At 30.8% G+C, this 19,014-nt stretch carries 15 protein-coding genes; 9 read left to right on the plus strand and 6 right to left on the minus strand.

The window, feature by feature from the left end:
* The first annotated feature begins 155 nt into the window (after window positions 1-155).
* The 8 genes from WG951_RS15535 to WG951_RS15570 all read left to right on the plus strand — a co-directional run bounded on the left by WG951_RS15535 (window position 156) and on the right by WG951_RS15570 (window position 9,576).
* On the plus strand, window positions 156-2,339 hold the full coding sequence (locus tag WG951_RS15535; RefSeq protein ID WP_105047855.1) for a glutamine synthetase III: 2,184 nt from the start codon (window positions 156-158) through the stop codon (window positions 2,337-2,339).
* A gap of 426 nt (window positions 2,340-2,765) precedes the next feature.
* The gene (locus WG951_RS15540; RefSeq protein WP_105047856.1) at window positions 2,766-3,770 is read left to right on the plus strand and encodes a hypothetical protein; all 1,005 of its coding nucleotides are present in this window, start codon (window positions 2,766-2,768) and stop codon (window positions 3,768-3,770) included.
* 60 nt (window positions 3,771-3,830) lie between these two features.
* Window positions 3,831-4,265: a hypothetical protein gene (locus WG951_RS15545; protein ID WP_105047857.1), complete on the plus strand. Its 435-nt coding sequence runs from the start codon at window positions 3,831-3,833 to the stop codon at window positions 4,263-4,265.
* 14 nt (window positions 4,266-4,279) lie between these two features.
* Window positions 4,280-5,005: a CsgE family curli-type amyloid fiber assembly protein gene (locus tag WG951_RS15550; protein WP_105047858.1), complete on the plus strand. Its 726-nt coding sequence runs from the start codon at window positions 4,280-4,282 to the stop codon at window positions 5,003-5,005.
* A gap of 20 nt (window positions 5,006-5,025) precedes the next feature.
* A complete protein-coding gene (locus WG951_RS15555) occupies window positions 5,026-5,430 on the plus strand; it encodes a curli assembly protein CsgF (protein WP_105047859.1) in 405 nt (134 codons plus the stop codon).
* Between the two features lie 7 nt (window positions 5,431-5,437).
* Window positions 5,438-6,781 (plus strand): CsgG/HfaB family protein, encoded by a 1,344-nt coding sequence (locus WG951_RS15560; RefSeq protein WP_105047860.1) that lies wholly within the window; start codon window positions 5,438-5,440, stop codon window positions 6,779-6,781.
* A gap of 11 nt (window positions 6,782-6,792) precedes the next feature.
* The gene (locus tag WG951_RS15565) at window positions 6,793-8,295 is read left to right on the plus strand and encodes a carboxypeptidase regulatory-like domain-containing protein (RefSeq protein WP_105047861.1); all 1,503 of its coding nucleotides are present in this window, start codon (window positions 6,793-6,795) and stop codon (window positions 8,293-8,295) included.
* A gap of 102 nt (window positions 8,296-8,397) precedes the next feature.
* Window positions 8,398-9,576: an AIR synthase related protein gene (locus tag WG951_RS15570; RefSeq protein ID WP_105047862.1), complete on the plus strand. Its 1,179-nt coding sequence runs from the start codon at window positions 8,398-8,400 to the stop codon at window positions 9,574-9,576.
* A 214-nt stretch (window positions 9,577-9,790) separates the two neighbouring features.
* Here the strand turns inward: WG951_RS15570 and WG951_RS15575 are convergent, their stop codons facing one another.
* The 4 genes from WG951_RS15575 to WG951_RS15590 all read right to left on the minus strand — a co-directional run bounded on the left by WG951_RS15575 (window position 9,791) and on the right by WG951_RS15590 (window position 13,995).
* Window positions 9,791-10,024 carry a ribbon-helix-helix domain-containing protein gene (locus tag WG951_RS15575; RefSeq protein WP_105047863.1) on the minus strand — a complete coding sequence of 78 codons (234 nt, stop codon included), beginning with the start codon at window positions 10,022-10,024 and terminating at the stop codon, window positions 9,791-9,793.
* Between the two features lie 277 nt (window positions 10,025-10,301).
* Complete coding sequence (locus tag WG951_RS15580; protein WP_146105240.1) at window positions 10,302-10,697, minus strand: hypothetical protein; 396 nt, start codon at window positions 10,695-10,697, stop codon at window positions 10,302-10,304.
* A 222-nt stretch (window positions 10,698-10,919) separates the two neighbouring features.
* A complete protein-coding gene (locus WG951_RS15585) occupies window positions 10,920-12,905 on the minus strand; it encodes a hypothetical protein (RefSeq protein ID WP_105047865.1) in 1,986 nt (661 codons plus the stop codon).
* Between the two features lie 145 nt (window positions 12,906-13,050).
* Window positions 13,051-13,995, minus strand: a complete 945-nt coding sequence (locus WG951_RS15590; RefSeq protein ID WP_105047866.1) for a tetratricopeptide repeat protein — start codon at window positions 13,993-13,995, stop codon at window positions 13,051-13,053.
* Between the two features lie 484 nt (window positions 13,996-14,479).
* On the opposite strand from WG951_RS15590, the gene WG951_RS15595 reads away from it, so the two are divergent.
* Window positions 14,480-17,029, plus strand: a complete 2,550-nt coding sequence (locus WG951_RS15595; RefSeq protein WP_105047867.1) for an adenosylcobalamin-dependent ribonucleoside-diphosphate reductase — start codon at window positions 14,480-14,482, stop codon at window positions 17,027-17,029.
* A gap of 74 nt (window positions 17,030-17,103) precedes the next feature.
* Here WG951_RS15595 and WG951_RS15600 read toward each other — a convergent pair whose 3' ends face one another.
* Window positions 17,104-17,778 carry an N-formylglutamate amidohydrolase gene (locus WG951_RS15600; protein WP_105047868.1) on the minus strand — a complete coding sequence of 225 codons (675 nt, stop codon included), beginning with the start codon at window positions 17,776-17,778 and terminating at the stop codon, window positions 17,104-17,106.
* Window positions 17,779-17,780: 2 nt separating this feature from the next.
* On the minus strand, window positions 17,781-19,013 hold the full coding sequence (locus tag WG951_RS15605) for a glutamate-cysteine ligase family protein (RefSeq protein ID WP_105047869.1): 1,233 nt from the start codon (window positions 19,011-19,013) through the stop codon (window positions 17,781-17,783).
* Window position 19,014 lies beyond the last annotated feature (1 nt).

The following is a 19,014-nucleotide window of genomic DNA, read 5'->3' on the forward strand; positions in this document are numbered from 1 at the left end:
TTATGTGATGTTCGTTCTACAAAAATCAAATAATTTAGTTACATATCAAAAAAAAGAGGGGGTAAATATTTAAAAAGCATAAAAAATAATTTTATCCCTAATTTCTAAAGGGTATATTTGTTTAAAGTTAAAAATAAGTAGAAAATTTTAATAATATGTCAAGGATTAGATTCAATGCTTTGCAAGAAACACTACAGAGAAGTCCTGTAAAAGTGATTCAAAACGAAAAAAGGTCAACACTTTTTGGACAAAATGTATTTAACAAATATGCTATGCAACAGTATCTTACACGTGCTGCTTATGAAAGTGTAATGAATGCAATTGAGCATGGAACCAAAATAGATAGAAAGATTGCAGACCAAGTTGCGGTGAGTATGAAAGATTGGGCAATGTCTAAAGGTGCTACCCATTATACGCATTGGTTTCAGCCACTTACAGGGGCAACTGCAGAAAAGCACGATGCTTTTTTTGAGTCTATAAACGGTAGTTTAGCCATGGAAAAGTTTGATGGAGAGCAACTCGTTCAGCAAGAGCCAGATGCATCAAGTTTTCCTAATGGAGGTATTAGAAATATGTTTGAAGCAAGAGGATATACAGCTTGGGATCCTACTTCACCAGCTTTTATTTACGAAACCACACTTTGTATTCCTACTATTTTTGTGGCTTATACAGGAGAAGCATTAGATAATAAAACACCTTTACTTAGGGCTTTACAAGCTATAGATACACATGCCACGGCTGTTTGTAAATATTTTGATAAAAATGCAAGTAGTGTAAATGCAACCTTAGGTTGGGAGCAAGAATTTTTTTTAATTGATGATGCTTTAATGCTTGCAAGACCAGATTTACAATTAACAGGTAGAACTTTATTAGGGCATTCTCCTGCAAAAGGGCAGCAATTAGGCGATCATTATTTTGGAACCATTCCTGCAAGGGCTATGAGTTTTATGCAAGATTTAGAGCAAGAGTGTATGTTATTGGGAATTCCTGTAAAAACAAGGCATAATGAAGTAGCACCTAATCAGTTTGAAATTGCACCTATTTTTGAAGAGGCAAATTTAGCGGTAGACCATAATTCTTTGTTGATGGATGTAATGCAAAAAGTTTCTAGAAGACATAAATTTAAGGTGTTATTTCATGAAAAACCATTTGCGGGTATTAATGGTTCTGGTAAACATAACAATTGGTCTTTAGCTACAGGTAACGGAACTAATTTGTTAAGTCCTGGTAAGACACCAATGAAAAACTTGCAGTTTCTTACCTTTTTTATAAACACTATTAAGGCGGTTTATAATTACGAAGAGTTGTTAAGAGCTTCTATTGCATCTGCAAGTAATGAGTACCGTTTAGGTGCTGATGAAGCTCCACCTGCAATTATATCTGTATTTATTGGTAGCCAATTATCAGCCGTTTTAGATGAGTTAGAAAACGTAACAAAAGGGAAGTTATCTCCGCAAGAAAAAACAGATTTAAAGCTAAATATTATCGGTAAAATTCCAGAAATTTTATTAGACAATACAGATAGAAACAGAACATCTCCTTTTGCATTTACAGGCAATAAATTCGAGTTTAGAGCGGTGGGTTCTTTGGCAAATTGTGCCATACCAATGACTGTTTTAAATACCATTGTAGCAAAACAATTAAAAGAATTTAAGATAGAAGTGGATGCTTTGGTAGAGGAAAAAGATCTAAAAAAAGATGAAGCTGTTTTTAATATTTTAAGAGAATATATAAAAGATTCAAAAGCCATCCGTTTCGATGGAGATAGTTACGGTAAAGCGTGGGAAAAAGAAGCTAAAAAACGTGGCTTAAGTAATTATAAAACAACACCAGAAGCCTTAAAAGTAAAGGTTTCTGAAAAAGCAATTGCGTTGTTTGAAGAAATGGAGGTAATGAGTAGTATAGAACTAGAAGCTCGTTATGAAATTGATTTAGAATCTTATACTAAAAAAGTACAAATAGAGGGGCGTGTGTTGGCAGATATTGCTAGAAATCAAGTAGTGCCAACAGCTATAATTTATCAAAATACGTTATTAGAAAATACTAAAAATCTAAAAGAAATTTTTGGTGAGGAATATAAAAACATCGCCAAAGAACAAATAGAGTTAATTATGGTGATCTCTAAACATATTACTCAAATAAATGCTTTGGTTATTAAAATGGAAGAAGAAAAATTGAAAGCTAATAAATATACGGGCTTAAAATGTGCAGAATATTATTGTCTTAAAGTAAAACCATTTCTAAAAGAAATAAGGTTTCATTGCGATGAATTAGAAACCATGGTAGATGACAATTTATGGCCACTTACAAAGTATAGAGAATTGTTATTTACTAAATAAATAGCCTATAAATTATTTAATTACTAAAATAATGGTAGTTAAATTAAGAATTACTCAGGTGTTTTTCCTTGTTTTTTATAGGTAAAACACCTGTTTTTACTTTTTAAACGCACTTAAGTTGTTGTTTGTAAGTGGTTTAGGTGTTTTGTGTGGTTTTTATTTATTTTAAAAATATAATAATATAGGATTTTTGTAGAAAAAAAACTATATTTGACATGTTTAAACACAAATTGATCAAACTATATAGTTTACTACAACTCTTTCTTTTGAGTTGGTTGAAAATGTAAAGTTATACTAATAACAAAACATTTTATCCCTAATAATTTTAATTACCCCTAAAAATTTTTAATAGTACTTCTTATTCAATTTATATCGAATAGAATTTGTTGTGCTAAATTTTTAACTAACGTATTTAAATTATTTATCATGAAAAAATTATTAATTATGGCTATGTGTATAGCTACAGGAGTAACATTTGCTCAAAATCCAAATGAATTTGCAATTCCAGGTGGTCAAACAGGAGTAATTGCAAAAACCTCCGGAACACCTCTTGAGGCAATCAATAATGTGAATAACGGAGCACCTGCAACAGCTAATTGTGTGGTAGATCAAATAAATGTTCCAGCTGGTTTTATAACTACAGGAGTCAATCAAGTTGATATTCAACAAGTAGGTAACAGCAATCAAGCTAATGGTACGCAAAATGGAAACAGTAATATGTCTTTAATAAGACAAAACAATTCTAATTTTATACCAGGACAAGCAGGTAATTTAGCTTCTTCTTTTCAATCTGGTGATGCAAATGGATCGGACATTAAACAATTTGGAGACAATAACAAAGGTCGTGTTTACCAAATAGGAGATGACAATTATGCTAAACAAGATGTAGGAAGCACTACAGCTATGCAATCAGAAGATAATATGGCTTATGCTAACCAACAAGGTAATGGCAATAAATCTTCTCAAAAACAACGTTTTGATAGTAATGAAGCAACAGTATTATCTTGGGGTAATGGAAACTCTGTAGTTCAAGACCAATCTAGTGGGCCAAATCATTCTAGCGGAAGTGTAGCTTTTGCAAATCAAATAGGAGACGGTAATGGTGCACAACAAAATCAAGTTGGGTCTAATAACTTTGCATCTGCTTATCAAACAGGAGATAATAATGTTTCTGTAGAAACTCAAACAATGGTTGGAGATGATGCTGCAAACTTTAATTTATCTACTGTAAATCAGGTAGGAGATAGCAATACATCATGTGTTACACAAGATGCAGACATGGCTATTAACTGTAGTTTAGTAAACCAAATTGGTGACCAAAACTCTGCTTTAGTAAACCAAACTGCAGCAGTAGGAGGTAACAATAATGCTAACGTATTACAATTAGGTAATATGAATACAGCTCAAGTAACTCAATTTGGGCCAAATTAACATCTTTAAAAGGTGTGAGGAAACCCCTCACACCTTTTTTTAATTTTAAAAAATAAAAAGATGGAATCAATAAAAAAAATATCAATTGTTTGTCTTTTCTTATTATCCTTTTTAGCAAGTGCACAAGATGAAAAATTACCTAGTTATTTTTCAGATCAATTGCAATTTGATAATTCACAATTACCAATTAGTACTATCAATAATTTTCAAATTAATTCTCAAGAAATGGTTAGCACCATTTCATTAAAACAAATTGGTAATGCAAATGTTACAAATATTGATGATCGATTTTCTAATGGAGATCACAGGGTATATCAAATAGGAAATGGAAATAATTATCAATTTTTAAATTACAATAGCAATCAGCCAATTAATTTAGGTGTTTTGCAATCTGGAAATGATAATTCATTAGAAGTACAAGGAATAAATTCTGTGTTTCAAAATCTAAAAATAGTACAATTTGGAGGAGCTAAAATGAGTGTAATTAACTATTAGTTAAAGCTATTGATATGAAAAGTAAACTTTTAAATTTCTGTATTTTAAATGTTTTTTTTATGTCTTTTCTTTCTGCTCAAGAATTTGGTGATTATAAAGTTAAGGGAAGTATTAATTTAACTAGAGGAGATGAATTTTTAACGTTAAGAGCTCAAGTGTTAAACGAAGAATCTTTTTTTATAGATGATCTTAACTATAATTTTGTTTTGCTAAAAAAAGGAGGTTTAGGCAATTTGTCTAAAAATAATCAATCTAACGATTTTTCATTAAAACCAAATGAGGAGAAACAATTATCTGTATTTCAAATCAACTTAAAAAAAGAGGAAGAATTAAAAGTTTATCTATTTGTAAAATACAAAGATAAATTAATAGACAGAGATACATTATTTCTGTTTTCTAATGAAAAAAAAACAATTGCAAAAGAAGTAAATGAAGAGCAGTATTTAATTAAAGGAATTGTGATAGATGAAGCTATGACTAAAATTGGTAGAGATTTTCATGATTTTTTTTATAAAGAATATCTAGTAACAGGTAAAAATTATCCTTTTATAATAAAGGTGGTAGAAAAACCAGCAATGGGCAGAAGTAGTATATTATCTGTAGAAGTTGATAGAAAAAAAATTCATGAATTTTTTGCAAGACCAGAAGAAGAATATTTAAAAAATAATGTTTTAATGGCTATGAGAAAACTAAGAGTTTATAGCCAACAAAGAAAAACTACTTTTTCTAATAAAATATAAAAACCTAAAAGCTATTGGTTATGAAACAAAGATTATTATTTATTTTTATTTTAATATCGGGTTTTGTTTACTCACAAGATTTGGTATATACGCCTATAAGTCCGTTTTTTGGTGGTACCACATTTAATTATCAGCAAATTATGGCCTCTGCAGCCGCTCAAAATGATTTTACTGAAGAAGAAGAGGTAAGGAGTGTTACAACAGATTTAGAAAACTTTACCAATAGTTTAAATAATAGATTATTGAGTTCGTTGTCTCAAAGTTTATTTCAGCAACAGTTAGGTGATACCAATTTAACCGTGGGAACTTACAATTTTGGAGATCTGGTAGTAGAAATAACACCAGGTACCAATGGTTTAAATGTTAGCATACTTAATGTAACAACAGGCGAGCAAACCCAAATAACAATTCCTAACGGCAACTAAAATTATTATGAGAAAAAAAGCTGTTGGTATAATTTATTTGGTAATAATTAGTGTATTTATCAGTTGTGGGGCTTATTTTAATCAACCATTTACTCAAAAAAAAGCAAGAATAGGAGAAAATACATCGCCAGAATTTTTAGCGAAAAAATTTCTTCCTGCAGAGAAAATTATTGTTGGTGTTTATAAGTTTAGAGATCAAACAGGGCAATACAAACCTGTGTTAAATGGATCTACATTTAGCACTGCTGTTACCCAAGGCGGTACCACAATATTATTAAAATCACTCGAAGAGTCTGGTTGGTTTAGACCAGTAGAAAGAGAAAATATTGGTAATCTTTTAAATGAAAGGCAAATTATTAGAAACACACGTCAAGAATATGCAAATGGTAAAAAGATAACAATGCCACCTTTGCTTTTTGCAGGTACAATTATAGAGGGAGGGGTTGTTTCTTACGATTCTAACATTATAACAGGGGGGTCTGGCTTACGGTATTTTGGTGCAGGTGTTTCTAATCAATACAGAGAAGATAGAATTACGGTTTACTTGCGGGTAGTATCTACCTCTACAGGAGAAATTTTAAAGAATGTATATGTTTCTAAAACTATTTTATCTCAGGGTATTTCTGCCAATTTATTTCGTTATGTATCTTTAAGAAGATTGTTAGAAGTAGAAACTGGAGTAACTAAAAATGAACCAGCTCAATTAGCAGTAAAAGAAGCAATAGATAAAGCAGTTGATGTTTTAATTGTAGAAGGTATTGTAGATGGTATTTGGGAACCTAAAGGAGGTGATACAGCAAAATACTATGTTAAAAAAGCATATTACAAAGAGCAATTAGAGTCTAGTAAAATTAAGCTTTATAATAGAAAACAAGAAGAAAGAAGAGGTAAGTTTGGGGTAGGTACAAGTATGGGAATGTCTAAAATTGTTGGCGATTATATAAATCCAACCTTTCAGTTTGGTTATGATTTTAAGTTTAAATATAGGTTAGACGATCCTAAGTTTAATTTTTGGGTAACTTTAGGTAAGTATGAGTTAGATAATAAAAGTACTTTTCATGAATCTTTTATAACATCTGCAATTAATTTTGAATACACTTTTTTGCCCTACGAGAAATTGACGCCATATATGTATGCTGGTATTGGTTCTATTTCTAGAAAGAATTTAGAAGATAGCTTCTTTAAATTTCAAGGAGGTTTGGGGCTAGAGTATTTACTTTCAAATAAAATTGGGCTTTTTGTAAACGGAGAATACAATATGCCGATAACCGATAATTTAGATAGGCAGATAGTAGGTAATAAAAACGATTTAGTTTGGCGTTTCGGAGCAGGTATTAATGTATATTTTTAAGCAGAATTCAAATGAAAAAAGTAATAAAAATACTACTAATTACACTCTTTTTTATAAGTTGTGGAGAAGACGGAACTATTGGGTTGGTAGCGTATGGTGATTTAAAAGGTAAAGTTGTGGCAAAAGATGGCTTTGTGCCTTTAGAAAATGTAAAAGTAATATTATCGCCTACAAATAATACGGTGTTTACAGATGTAGAAGGTAACTTTATCTTTCTGGGAGTAGAAGCTAAAGAATATTCTGTACAAGCGGCCAAAGAAGGTTATTTAGACCAGTATGAGGGCGTAACGGTAAGTAAAGATGTTGAGGTAAATGTTGTGTTAGAAATGGAAATTTCAACAGCTTTAAACAAACCTCCATCAAAACCAAATCTTATTGCGCCAGAAGATGGGGTAGAGGGTTTGTTAAATGAAGTTGAGTTTTCTTGGGGAGCTATTGATGTAGATGAAGACGAGCTAACATATACTATTGAAATTAGAAACGATTTTAATAATGATGTAATCAGTATTACAGATATAAAAGAAAAATCGTACACCGTTTCTGGTTTAAAATATGGTGCAAAATATTTTTGGACTGTAGCTGTAACTGATGCTATACATACAGAAGTTATAAGTAGTATTAGATCTTTTACAATACAAGAAGATCCTGCAAACCGGTATTTTTATGTTAAAAATGAAGGGGGGAATAATGTAATCTATTCTTCTTCTTTTAACCCCGCTAATTTAGAGGTTTTTAATACGGTGCAATTAACCAATGCTGGTTTAAACTCTTGGAGACCTAGAAAAAATAATGTATCTAATTTAATAGCGTTTTTAAGAATAGATAATAATAAAGCGCATATTTATACAATGAAAACCAATGGAGATGCGGTTAAAAAAGTAACATCTACAATTCCTGTTGCAGGTTTTAATTTAAATGAAATGGATTTTGCTTGGTCAGCAGATGGTAATAAATTATTATATCCCTCTTTTGGTAGTTTGTATGCTATAAATAAAGATGGTACTGGTTTGCAAAAAATATATGAAACCACAGATGGCAGCTTAATAACCGAATGTGATTGGAGTAGCGATGGAACTAAAATTGCCATAAAAACCAATAATGCAAACGGTTATAATGGTGCTATTTTAATTTTAGATGTAAATGGAGTCGTTTTAAATACTGTAATTTCTAATGTTAAAGGCGCATTAGGTGGTTTAAATTTTTCTGCATCTGGTAATTTGTTATTATTTACAAGAGATATTTCTAACCATCAAGCAACAAGTTATAGGCAATTAGATACTAGAATATTTTTATATAACTTTACAGATATGTCTTTTAAAGATGTTTCTGAAGGTGAAAAAAATAATGGAACTAATGATTTAGATGCTCGTTTTTCACCAAGCGAAGCAGATGTTATTTTTGTAAATACATCTAATGACGGTATTTCTCAAAAAAATATTTCTAAAACTAACTTGTCAGGAAATATTGAAAGAGTGGTTTTGTTTGCAAACGCAACAATGCCAGATTGGGAATAATACTTAGTTTTAAATTTAAAAGCGAACGGTAAAAAACGTTCGCTTTTTTTATGGATATAAAGTTTAGAAAAACTAAATTTGCAGCAACTACAACACAACAAAATGAGTCAAGAAGTTTCTAAAAGATACGCGCAAAGAGGGGTATCTGCATCAAAAGAAGATGTACACAATGCTATTAAGAATATAGACAAAGGTTTGTTTCCGAAAGCATTTTGCAAAATTGTACCAGATTATTTAACCAATGATGATGATTATTGTCTAATAATGCATGCAGATGGAGCGGGTACAAAATCTTCTTTAGCGTATATGTATTGGAAAGAAACTGGCGATATTTCTGTTTGGAAGGGCATTGCGCAAGATGCTTTAATTATGAATATTGATGATCTTTTATGTGTTGGAGCAACAGATAACATTATGTTGTCTTCTACTATTGGTAGAAATAAAAGTAAAATTCCAGGAGAAGTTTTATCAGCAATTATAAACGGAACAGAAGAGTTAATCGAAGACTTAAAAGGTTTTGGAGTAACGATTCATTCAACCGGAGGAGAAACTGCAGATGTTGGCGATCTAGTACGAACTATTATTGTAGATTCTACCGTAACAGCAAGAATGAAACGTACAGATGTTGTAGATAATGCAAACATAAAAGCAGGTGATGTAATTGTTGGCTTAGAGTCTTTTGGACAAGCAAGTTACGAAACTGAATATAATGGAGGTATGGGGTCTAACGGATTAACATCTGCAAGACACGATGTTTTTCATAAATATTTAGCAGAAAAATACCCAGAAAGTTTTGATGCTGCTGTACCGGAAGATTTAGTGTACTCTGGTAATACAAAATTAACAGACAAGGTAGAAAATTCTCCTATAGATGCAGGTAAATTGGTATTATCGCCAACAAGAACGTACGCGCCAATAATTAAAAAAATCTTATCAGAATTTAATTCTGATACTGTACACGGAATGATTCATTGTTCTGGTGGTGCACAAACAAAAATATTACACTTTGTAGATGAGTTACACATTGTAAAAGACAATATGTTTCCGATTCCGCCTTTATTTAAGTTGATACAAGAACAGTCTAAAACAGATTGGAAAGAAATGTACCAAGTATTTAACTGTGGCCATAGAATGGAAATTTATGTTTCTCCAGAAATTGCAGCAGATATTATTGCCATCTCAAAATCGTTTAACGTAGATGCTAAAATTGTAGGTAGGGTAGAAGCTTCAGCAACTAAAAAACTGACGATTACAAGTGAGTTTGGTGTCTTTGAATATTAAAAATGATCAAACCATAAGGATATAAAAAACTCCAAATACTTTTAAAAGTGTTTGGAGTTTTTTTGTTTTCTAAGCATTTAAGTATGTCTTTTTAGCTTGAAAGTGATACTGTTAAAAGCACAAAAAAATATTTTTGTTAGCCATAGTTATTTTTTAAATCAGAAAATATTTTTCAAATCTTGTTTGGCTAAATTGCTTAGTTTATAACCAGCCATTAAATTAACGACTTAGATTCTGCTAATATTTGTTCTTTACTTAAATTCGTAAATCCGTTATTTTCAGCTTTTTCTAATTTAGCACTTATCCAGTCAATTTGTCTTTGCTGTTTTCTTGCTTGTCTAATTAAATCGTTTACAAGTTCGCTTTTGGAAGAATACTCTTTTGTGTCAACTTGACTTTTTAACCACTCATCATTAGGTTGAGTAAATGAAATACTTTGTATAGCCATAATGTTTTGTTTGGAGATAATTTACACCAAAAGGGGCAATTTAGCAAGTTTGAAACAGCTTAATGATTATATGTAGGAATGATTTCAACAATAAGAGCAAGAAACTAACTTTAACAGCGGTTTCAAATAAACTGATAAAACTAACGTTTCTGTTTTATTAAAATAAAAAATAAAAGCTCCAAATAGGAATTGATAGTATTATGAGTCTGTAATAATAGTGCGTAAATTTATTGAAGAAAAGAGTTGTTTTTTAGGTCAGTTCTTTGTTTTCAAATCGTTATTTTAGTATATCCATATTATAAACATATTTAGCATCACTAAAATTTATATATAATTGATAATAGATGTTTCCGCTTTTGTAATATCTTTTCCAAAGTTTAAGACGACATTGACTTCCATCCTCATTTACACAAAATAGAGAATAAATATCCTCTCCATTTTCATTTGTTTTCTTGCCTTCATCTTCTGCAATGTCATAAATTTGGGTTTCTTTTGAGTATATTTTTATTCGTTCCTTATTTGTATCTAAAATAATCAAAACTTTAGCGTCTTTCCATTCAGACCATTCTTCCCACCTGTCATTTGAATCTGTATATTTATAAGCAATTTCTGTCGTTTTAAACTTAATTATATCTTGAGCTTGTAATTGACTTGTTAAAGTGATTAATCCCATAATTAATATTTTAATCAAACAACTTTTGTTTAATGTCAGTTTATTAAGTAATTTTCCCATTTTATTTAAATTTCTTTTAATATTTGCTAAAGTGTTTTTATAAGATTAGTTGCGTGTTTTAAGTACTAAATTTAGCAAATAAATCACAGATAGAAAGTCTGCGAGGACTTTCGTAAATAAGCTGAAAACCAGCAATTAATTTTACGCGGTGTTGGGCTGCGTTTATTGTTTTAGAAAACTAATCAATTTATCTTCGTCTAAATTTTTGTCATTGATATATTTATTTAATTCTTTTTTGAGTTCTTCACTTTTAACATTCTTTATTACTTTTGACCAATCTGTTTTAGAAAAATCCTTTGGTTCATTTTCAAGCATAATTTGAAGTTCATCTTTATATGCCATAAATGGTTCATATAATTTTGTATATGATTTACCGATTACTCCATTGAAAGAGATTAACTCCATTTGATATCTGTTATTTGTTAATATTTGAGGTCTTGAAATACCAGGATATGGATCAATATAATAAACTTTTTTAATGCCTAATTGAGATGCTTTCTTTGAGCATAGTTCACAAGGACTAGCAGTTGTGAATAATATTCCACCTTTTAATCCTTGTCCACCATATTTACTAATTTGAAGCATTGCATTTTCCTCTGCGTGCAATGATTTTGTATGAACTTGATTTTTTTCACCTTCAAAATGGTTATGTATGGTTTTGAAACAGAAAGAGCAATTCTTACCATTTAAGTCTTTGTTATTTATAGAAGTGTCTTTTCCATTATAATAAGCTTTAATTGCATTTGGGAAATCGTAAGGTTCTTTATCTTTATATTTATAATCTACTTCGATATTAGATGTTTCTTTTCCTTGTTCGAAATCACTATAATTGTTTGATTTGAATTTTTCAGAATTATAATCGTCAGCTGATCTTAAATTACAGGGAGTTTGTCCACTAGGGACATCATTCCATCCGATAGCTTTTACTGAATAATTTTCGTCTGTAACGACCGCACCAACTTGTCTAGATATACAACCAGAGTTTAATTTGGCCATAAATGCAAATTGCATGCACCTTTCACTTGAAGAAGGAGTAATTATTCCAGGTTGTTGGATTAATGATATAAACTTTAAAATTTGTTCCTCTATCGTGAAAAATTGATTTTGATATTTGCCATCTTCTAAATCATCTTTTCTATTGTTAATTATATGTATATCACTTTTTTGAATACAATTATAAACATCTGGACTTGAAAAAACTCCCTTGCTATAATCACTTGTTTTATATTCTGTATGGTCAAGTTCAAGAATTTTTTTTGAAATCCTTTCTACCTCAGTGACGTCTTTGATTTTTTTTGATAATCTATGTTTAACTCTACTTAATGCTCTGTTGTTTGAATCTTTAGTTGCAATCATATGGAACCCAGCATACCTTTCCTTAAAGAACATGATTTCAAGTGAGTTTCTAAGTGAATCGATTACAATTTTGGTTGGTTTTTGAGATAAATCATTATACTGTTTTTTAGCTTTTATTAATCGATTGGTTAATTCAGCTAAAGAATATATGTATTCAATACTTGTGTTTTTATTTGAGTTTAAGGGATCTCCACTTCTTCGGATATTACAACTTATATGATGCAATAATACAGTTCTTCTGTAGTATCCATGTTTTTCTAAAATGCTAAATATCTTGTCAGATATTTTCCGAAAATCATTTCCGAAAAATAATTCATGAAGTTCTGCAAGTTGTTCTTTGGTTTTGATTTTATTAAATGCTTTTTTATGTTTAGCAATCTTTTTTACTGATTCTTCATTTTCTGTAAATTGAAATAACTCTTTTGAGAGTTCTAATATTGTCGACCTGTTATTTTCACCTTTGCTTTCTCTAAAATGATTTGAAAGTAGAGAAGCTATTTTTTTAGGTTCTGTTCCATAATAACTAAGAAGATAAAAAAGTAATAAATCTTTATATTTAATTAATTCGAAATTTTGCCAATTATCATTATGATTGAGATAGTTTTTACAAATAGTTATTTTTTTTTGAAAAATATCGTTGTCAATTTCCTCAACATTTCTAATTCCTTTTTCTAGTTCTTTAAAATCATTTGCAAGTATATCTGAAACTTTGCTACACCCTGATCCTGTCCTTCCAGTTATACCAATTATAGTAAAACCTCTTCTTAATTTATATAATTCTGTTAATTCCATAGTAATTTTTAATGCTGCCGAACGGTTTTGTGTTAAGGGAAATGGGAGTTTACAAAAATGCAAATAACTTTGATTAAGCTAAAAGTAGCAATTTTTTATACACGATATTACCTGTAATTTTATTTATTTGTCATAATTAATTCGACTAATTTTTTGAATGTACTTCTAACCAATTTATTGCTTCTTCGTTTTTTAATTGAGCAGCCCTTTTTATATTCTCAAATGCCAGTTCACTTTCATCATTCTCATAATGTTGTTCACCTTTTTGTAGATATGTCAAAGAAAGAACTGATTTTAAATCCTTGCTGTCAGGGTTGATTTTTTTTACTTGTTCATAACAGGCAAGAGCAGAATCATACTGTTCTTTGTCAGCATAGTGAATTCCAAGAGCTATCCAATCTTTTTCTGTTCGCCAATCAATAAGATTAAAGTCTTCCAAATCATTATGCGTTGGTAGTTTTTTCTTAATTGCATTGCCCACTTTGTAATTTTCATGTCCCGACTTAGGTAAGTCGTCATTGTCTGTATCAATGAAAGACATGGTAAGATAAATGTTAATACTGCTCAAATTTTCAATTCTTTTTTCTTTGTCTGGAACTTCATAAATTGTTTCCTTCAAATTGAAATAATCGAAGTTGAACAATATTGCCTTTTTAATGTAATTTTTTGAAACAGGAAGAATACTATCTGGCTTGAACATCCCTTTATAATCATTCTCCGCTAAAACTTTTCCGTAAGCAGAAATTATTTCTTGAGAAAAGGGAAAACAATATAAGTCATCCAATTTCCATTTTAAAGGGAATTTAATATCATCGAAAGTTAACTTGGCAAGTAAAGTTGCTTTATTTTTATCCTTTTGCCTACCAAACATATCTCTATTTTCGACTTCATCTAATGTTTTTAGCCAAAGTAAATGAAGATTTATTTCTTGTTTTCTTTTCCAATCGCCCGAAAAGTTAGCTTGTAATAAGTCTTCATCAAGTTTTTTCTTGATTTTTAAGTATGGGGTATTGCTTTCCTTTTTCCTCTTTATAGAATTGAATAAAAGTCTAGTGACTATTAAACCTCCAATGATGTAAAGTATTGTCATTAATTCTGTTGTTCTTTTAAAGCACTAATGTTCATTTAAATTCTGTTAACCCGAAATTACAGCTAACGCTTTGCACCAGAATAAAAACTTTTCCTACCCTAATCCTAATTCGATATAAAAGTAAAACAAAACAAAAGATTAGGTTTACGGGTTTCCGTAGTTAGAGAAATTTGTTTTGAATAAGAGTCAAAAAACGGTCTAATTTAAAGGTGTTTCCTTTATTTCAGCAGCGTTAACCTTTTACATAAATAATCTAAAATCAACTTTAAAATGCTGATATTTAGTTATGTTATTTTACGCAACAATAATTTCGTAAAAATTAAATTATTTGTTAACTTTTGGGTGTTCATAAGTTTTTATACGTCTATTTTACAGTAAGTTAACGTTTTTTTTATGAAACTTTATGACTTTTGTCATCTTTTAGGTTGTATATTTGCGGGATATTTATTCGATAAAAATAATAATCTAATCGCTTTATACAACAATGAAATCCGCTACAATACTTACTCCCCAAAAAACATATTCAAGAGATGAGGCTTTAAAAGCTGCTCTCAACTATTTTAAAGGCGATGAATTAGCGGCAAGTGTGTGGCTAAATAAATATGCTTTAAAAGATTCTGCCGATAATATTTACGAAAGCACTCCAGATGAAATGCATCATAGAATTGCATCAGAAATTGCAAGAGTAGAAAAGAAGTATGCAAACCCATTAACCGAATCAGAAGTTTTTGAGGCTATAAAAGATTTTAAATATATTGTTCCTCAAGGAAGCCCAATGGCAGGAATTGGGAATCCTTTTCAAATAGCATCTTTGTCTAATTGTTTTGTAATTGGTAATAATGGTGAGTCAGATTCTTATGGTGGCATCATGAAAATAGACCAAGAACAAGTACAATTAATGAAACGTAGAGGTGGTGTTGGGCACGATTTGTCTCACATTCGTCCTAAAGGATCTCCTGTAAAAAATTCAGCTTTAACATCAACAGGTATTGTTCCGTTTATGGAGCGTTACTCTAACTCAACAAGAGAAGTAGCGCAAGATGGTAGAAGAGGCGCGTTAATGTTGTCTGTTTCTATCAATCACCCAGATGCAGAAGATTTTATAGATGCAAAATTAGAGCAAGGTAAAGTTACCGGTGCCAATGTTTCTGTAAGAATTGATGATGCGTTTATGAACGCTGTAAAAGGCGATGGAACGTACTTGCAAAAATACCCTACGTTTAGTGAAAACCCTGTGTATACCAAAGAAATAGAAGCTACTAAAATTTGGAAGAAAATTGTACACAATGCATGGAAATCTGCAGAACCAGGAATTTTATTTTGGGATACCATTATTAACGAGTCTGTACCCGATTGCTATGCAGATTTAGGGTATAAAACGGTTTCTACAAACCCTTGTGGCGAGATTCCTTTATGTCCGTATGATTCTTGTCGTTTATTGGCGATAAACTTGTTTTCTTATGTAGAAAATCCGTTTACAAAAAAGGCTGAATTCAATTTTGAATTGTTTAAAAAACATATTGTAATAGCTCAAAGAATGATGGATGACATTATTGATTTAGAGTTAGAAAAAATAGACGGAATTTTAGCAAAAATAGATGCCGACCCAGAAGAAGATGTTGTAAAAGCAACAGAAAGAAACTTGTGGTTAAACATTAAACAAAAAGCTTTTGAAGGTAGAAGAACCGGTATTGGTATTACTGCAGAAGGAGATATGTTGGCGGCTTTAGGTATTCGTTACGGAAGTGATGAAGGAAACACTTTTTCTACCGAAGTACATAAAGTTTTAGGTGTAGAAACCTACAGAGCTTCTGTAAATTTAGCAAAAGAAAGAGGGGCGTTTTCTATTTTTGATGCCGATAGAGAAAAAAACAATCCGTTTATTTTAAGAATAAAAGAAGCAGATAGTAAACTGTATTATGAAATGTTAGAGCATGGGCGTAGAAATATTGCCTTGTTAACCATTGCGCCAACAGGTACTACAAGTTTAATGACCCAAACATCATCTGGTATAGAGCCGGTGTTTATGCCTGTGTATAAGCGTAGAAAAAAGGTGAACCCAAATGATAAAGAGGCACGTATAGATTTTGTAGATGAGGTTGGCGATTCTTGGGAAGAATATGTGGTTTTTCATCATCGTTTTAAACAATGGATGGATGTAAACAATATTGACTCTTCTAAGAATTTTACGCAAGAAGAAATAGACGAGTTGGTAAAACAATCGCCATATTATAAAGCTACTTCTAATGATATTGATTGGAATAGCAAGGTAGAAATGCAAGGTGCAATTCAAAAATGGGTAGATCATTCTATTAGTGTTACTGTTAATTTACCAAATGATGCTACCGAAGAATTAGTTGGAGAATTGTATTTAAAAGCTTGGGAAGTAGGTTGTAAAGGGGTAACGGTTTATAGAGACGGATCTCGTTCTGGAGTGTTAATTTCTGCGGATGATAAAAAAGATAGCAAAATAGCAGCAGCTAGTTTTTCTAAAAAACGACCTCAAACTTTAGAAGCAGATGTGGTTCGTTTTCAAAATCAAAAAGAAAAATGGATTGCTTTTGTTGGTTTGGTAGATAACAGACCTTATGAAATTTTTACAGGATTAACAGATGATGAAGACGGAATTTTAATTCCGCGTTGGGTAGATAAAGGATTGATTATTAAAAATAGAAACGAAGACGGATCTTCTCGTTACGATTTTCAATATCAAAATAAAAGAGGTTACAAAACAACTATCGAAGGCTTGTCTCATAAGTTTAATCCAGAATTTTGGAACTATGCAAAGTTAATTTCAGGAACCATCCGTCATGGAATGCCAATTGATAAAATTGTAGAATTGATACAGAGTTTACAGTTCGATTCTGAGTCTATTAGTTCTTGGAAAAACGGCGTGCAACGTGCTTTAAAACGTTATGTAGAAGATGGTACAGCGGTAAAAGGACATACGTGTGATAATTGTGATTCGACCAATTTAATTTATCAAGAAGGTTGCTTAACGTGTAAAGATTGTGGTTCTTCTAAATGTGGATAGAATTTTATATATGAAATAAAAAACGCCAAATGCTTTTTAAGTATTTGGCGTTTTTATTTTAACATATTTTAGTTTTATAACAAAGCAATCGCTTTTTGTAAATCTTCTTTTAACTGAAAATTCATGATGTTGTTTTTAGAAAATTTCTGATTTATTTCAATCTCGATTCCGATGTAATTTTCATTAAAACGCTTCCTTAAATACGTTGTAAATCCGTCTGATTTTCCGAGATAAGGATAATTAAAACGTACATGCCATTTCGGGTTTATCCTATGTAAAGCTTCTTTAAGTTGTAACGCAATTTTTTTTTCTTGTTGATTTGAGGAGTCGTATAAAAAACCAATATCACAATGTCTTGCACTATCATTTAAAATAGGCGTAAACGAATGTATAGAAAGGTGTACAACAGTATTTTGGTTGGTAATAAGTGTTTCAATCTTATTTTCTACAGCATTTCTATAAACGTTATAGTGTGTTTTAATGATGTCTTTTTTCTCTAAATCCGATAGTTTTTTTGTGAAGTCTGAAAACAAGTTTTTATGCCAAATCGATCTGTTTAACTCTATGAACAATCTACTTGTTGTGCTGTAATTAGTGTAGTTTGCTAATGGTTTTAGCGTATTAAAAACATCTAAAGCACCTAAGTCATAACCTCTATGTGTATTTAAAATTTCTTTATCATTAAATAGAAAATTAAACTTATCCGGAATTTCATTCCCACCGTGTTCGCAAGTGATTACCAATTTCATTCCTATTTATTTGGGATAAATAGCGTGTTGGTTTCTAAGCAATTTGCTAATTGCGTATAAACGTTTATAATGTTTTTATCCGAAGTATCAGCAGCAAGTGCATTTTCAATTCTTGTAGCGAGTGTTCCGTGTTCAAAAATTATCGTTAAAGCTTCTTGGTAGTTCTCGGAAATATTTTCTTTTACCAATTCAAAAAGGTGTTTCCAAAGCTCATTTACGGTGCAGTCATTAGAAAGATTAAAAAGAGATAAGTATTCTTTATTGCTGATTTTATAATTTTCACCTTCCTTAATAATTGGGTTTAAAATATTGAACAAATCTTGCTCGTTCCAGCTTTTTTGCACTTCTAAACTCGCTAATTTTCCGTTGACCAATTGTTTTAAAACTTCAATAATGAACACACAAATAGCAATATCTGCTTTTGGACATTCTTGTATGTCTACCAATCTAATTTCGATGGCATTTCTATCAAAACGGGCAATGGCACCTCTAGAGTTTAGAAAATGATGGTCTAAAATATTATTGGTATCGTGTTGTTTAATCTGTTTTTTAATAGGATCAAAGATGGTTTTATGATAAGCTGATTTAGAAAACACTTGCTCAGGAATTACCATTCCTGTCATTTCCGGAATCTCTTTTTGATTGGTTTTATAATACTCTAATCGGGTGTCTTTAAAATCAGTAAATTTACCTTCTAAAATAGGCGAACTTGCACTTAAACCCGGAATTAATGGTAAAATAACACGAATGGCAGCATGTAGTTTTTCAAACTCAACATCATCATAAAAAGGTAAGTTAATATGTGTGCTTTGTACATTAGACCAGCCGTGACCTTTGCAATTAAAAATTCTATTGTATAGTTCGTACACCTCACTATAACTGTGTTTCCATAGTTGTGTGTCTTGCAAAGGATTCATTAAAGGATGGCAAGCCGTTGGTAATAATTTAGTGTTTAACGGTTTTAAAATAGCATTAATTTCTAGAATGTTTTTATGAAATTCTTCTGATAAGTTGGTGAGATCTGCTGTTGGTCCGTTTGTTTTTATTTCCACAACATGTGCAACCAATTCGTTGCTCCAGGCAATGGTTCCATTATCAATATCAGAAGTAAGTGCTCCATTTTTTTTTGTCAATAAAACATCTACAATGGGCGCTACTTTAAAAGAGGTGTTATTAATCAACATGTATTCTAATTCGATACCAAAAACCTCAAACAATTTATATTTTGTTCCCATT

The organism is Polaribacter butkevichii (genome assembly GCF_038024105.1).
In the GTDB taxonomy this organism is placed as follows: Bacteria; Bacteroidota; Bacteroidia; order Flavobacteriales; family Flavobacteriaceae; genus Polaribacter; species Polaribacter butkevichii.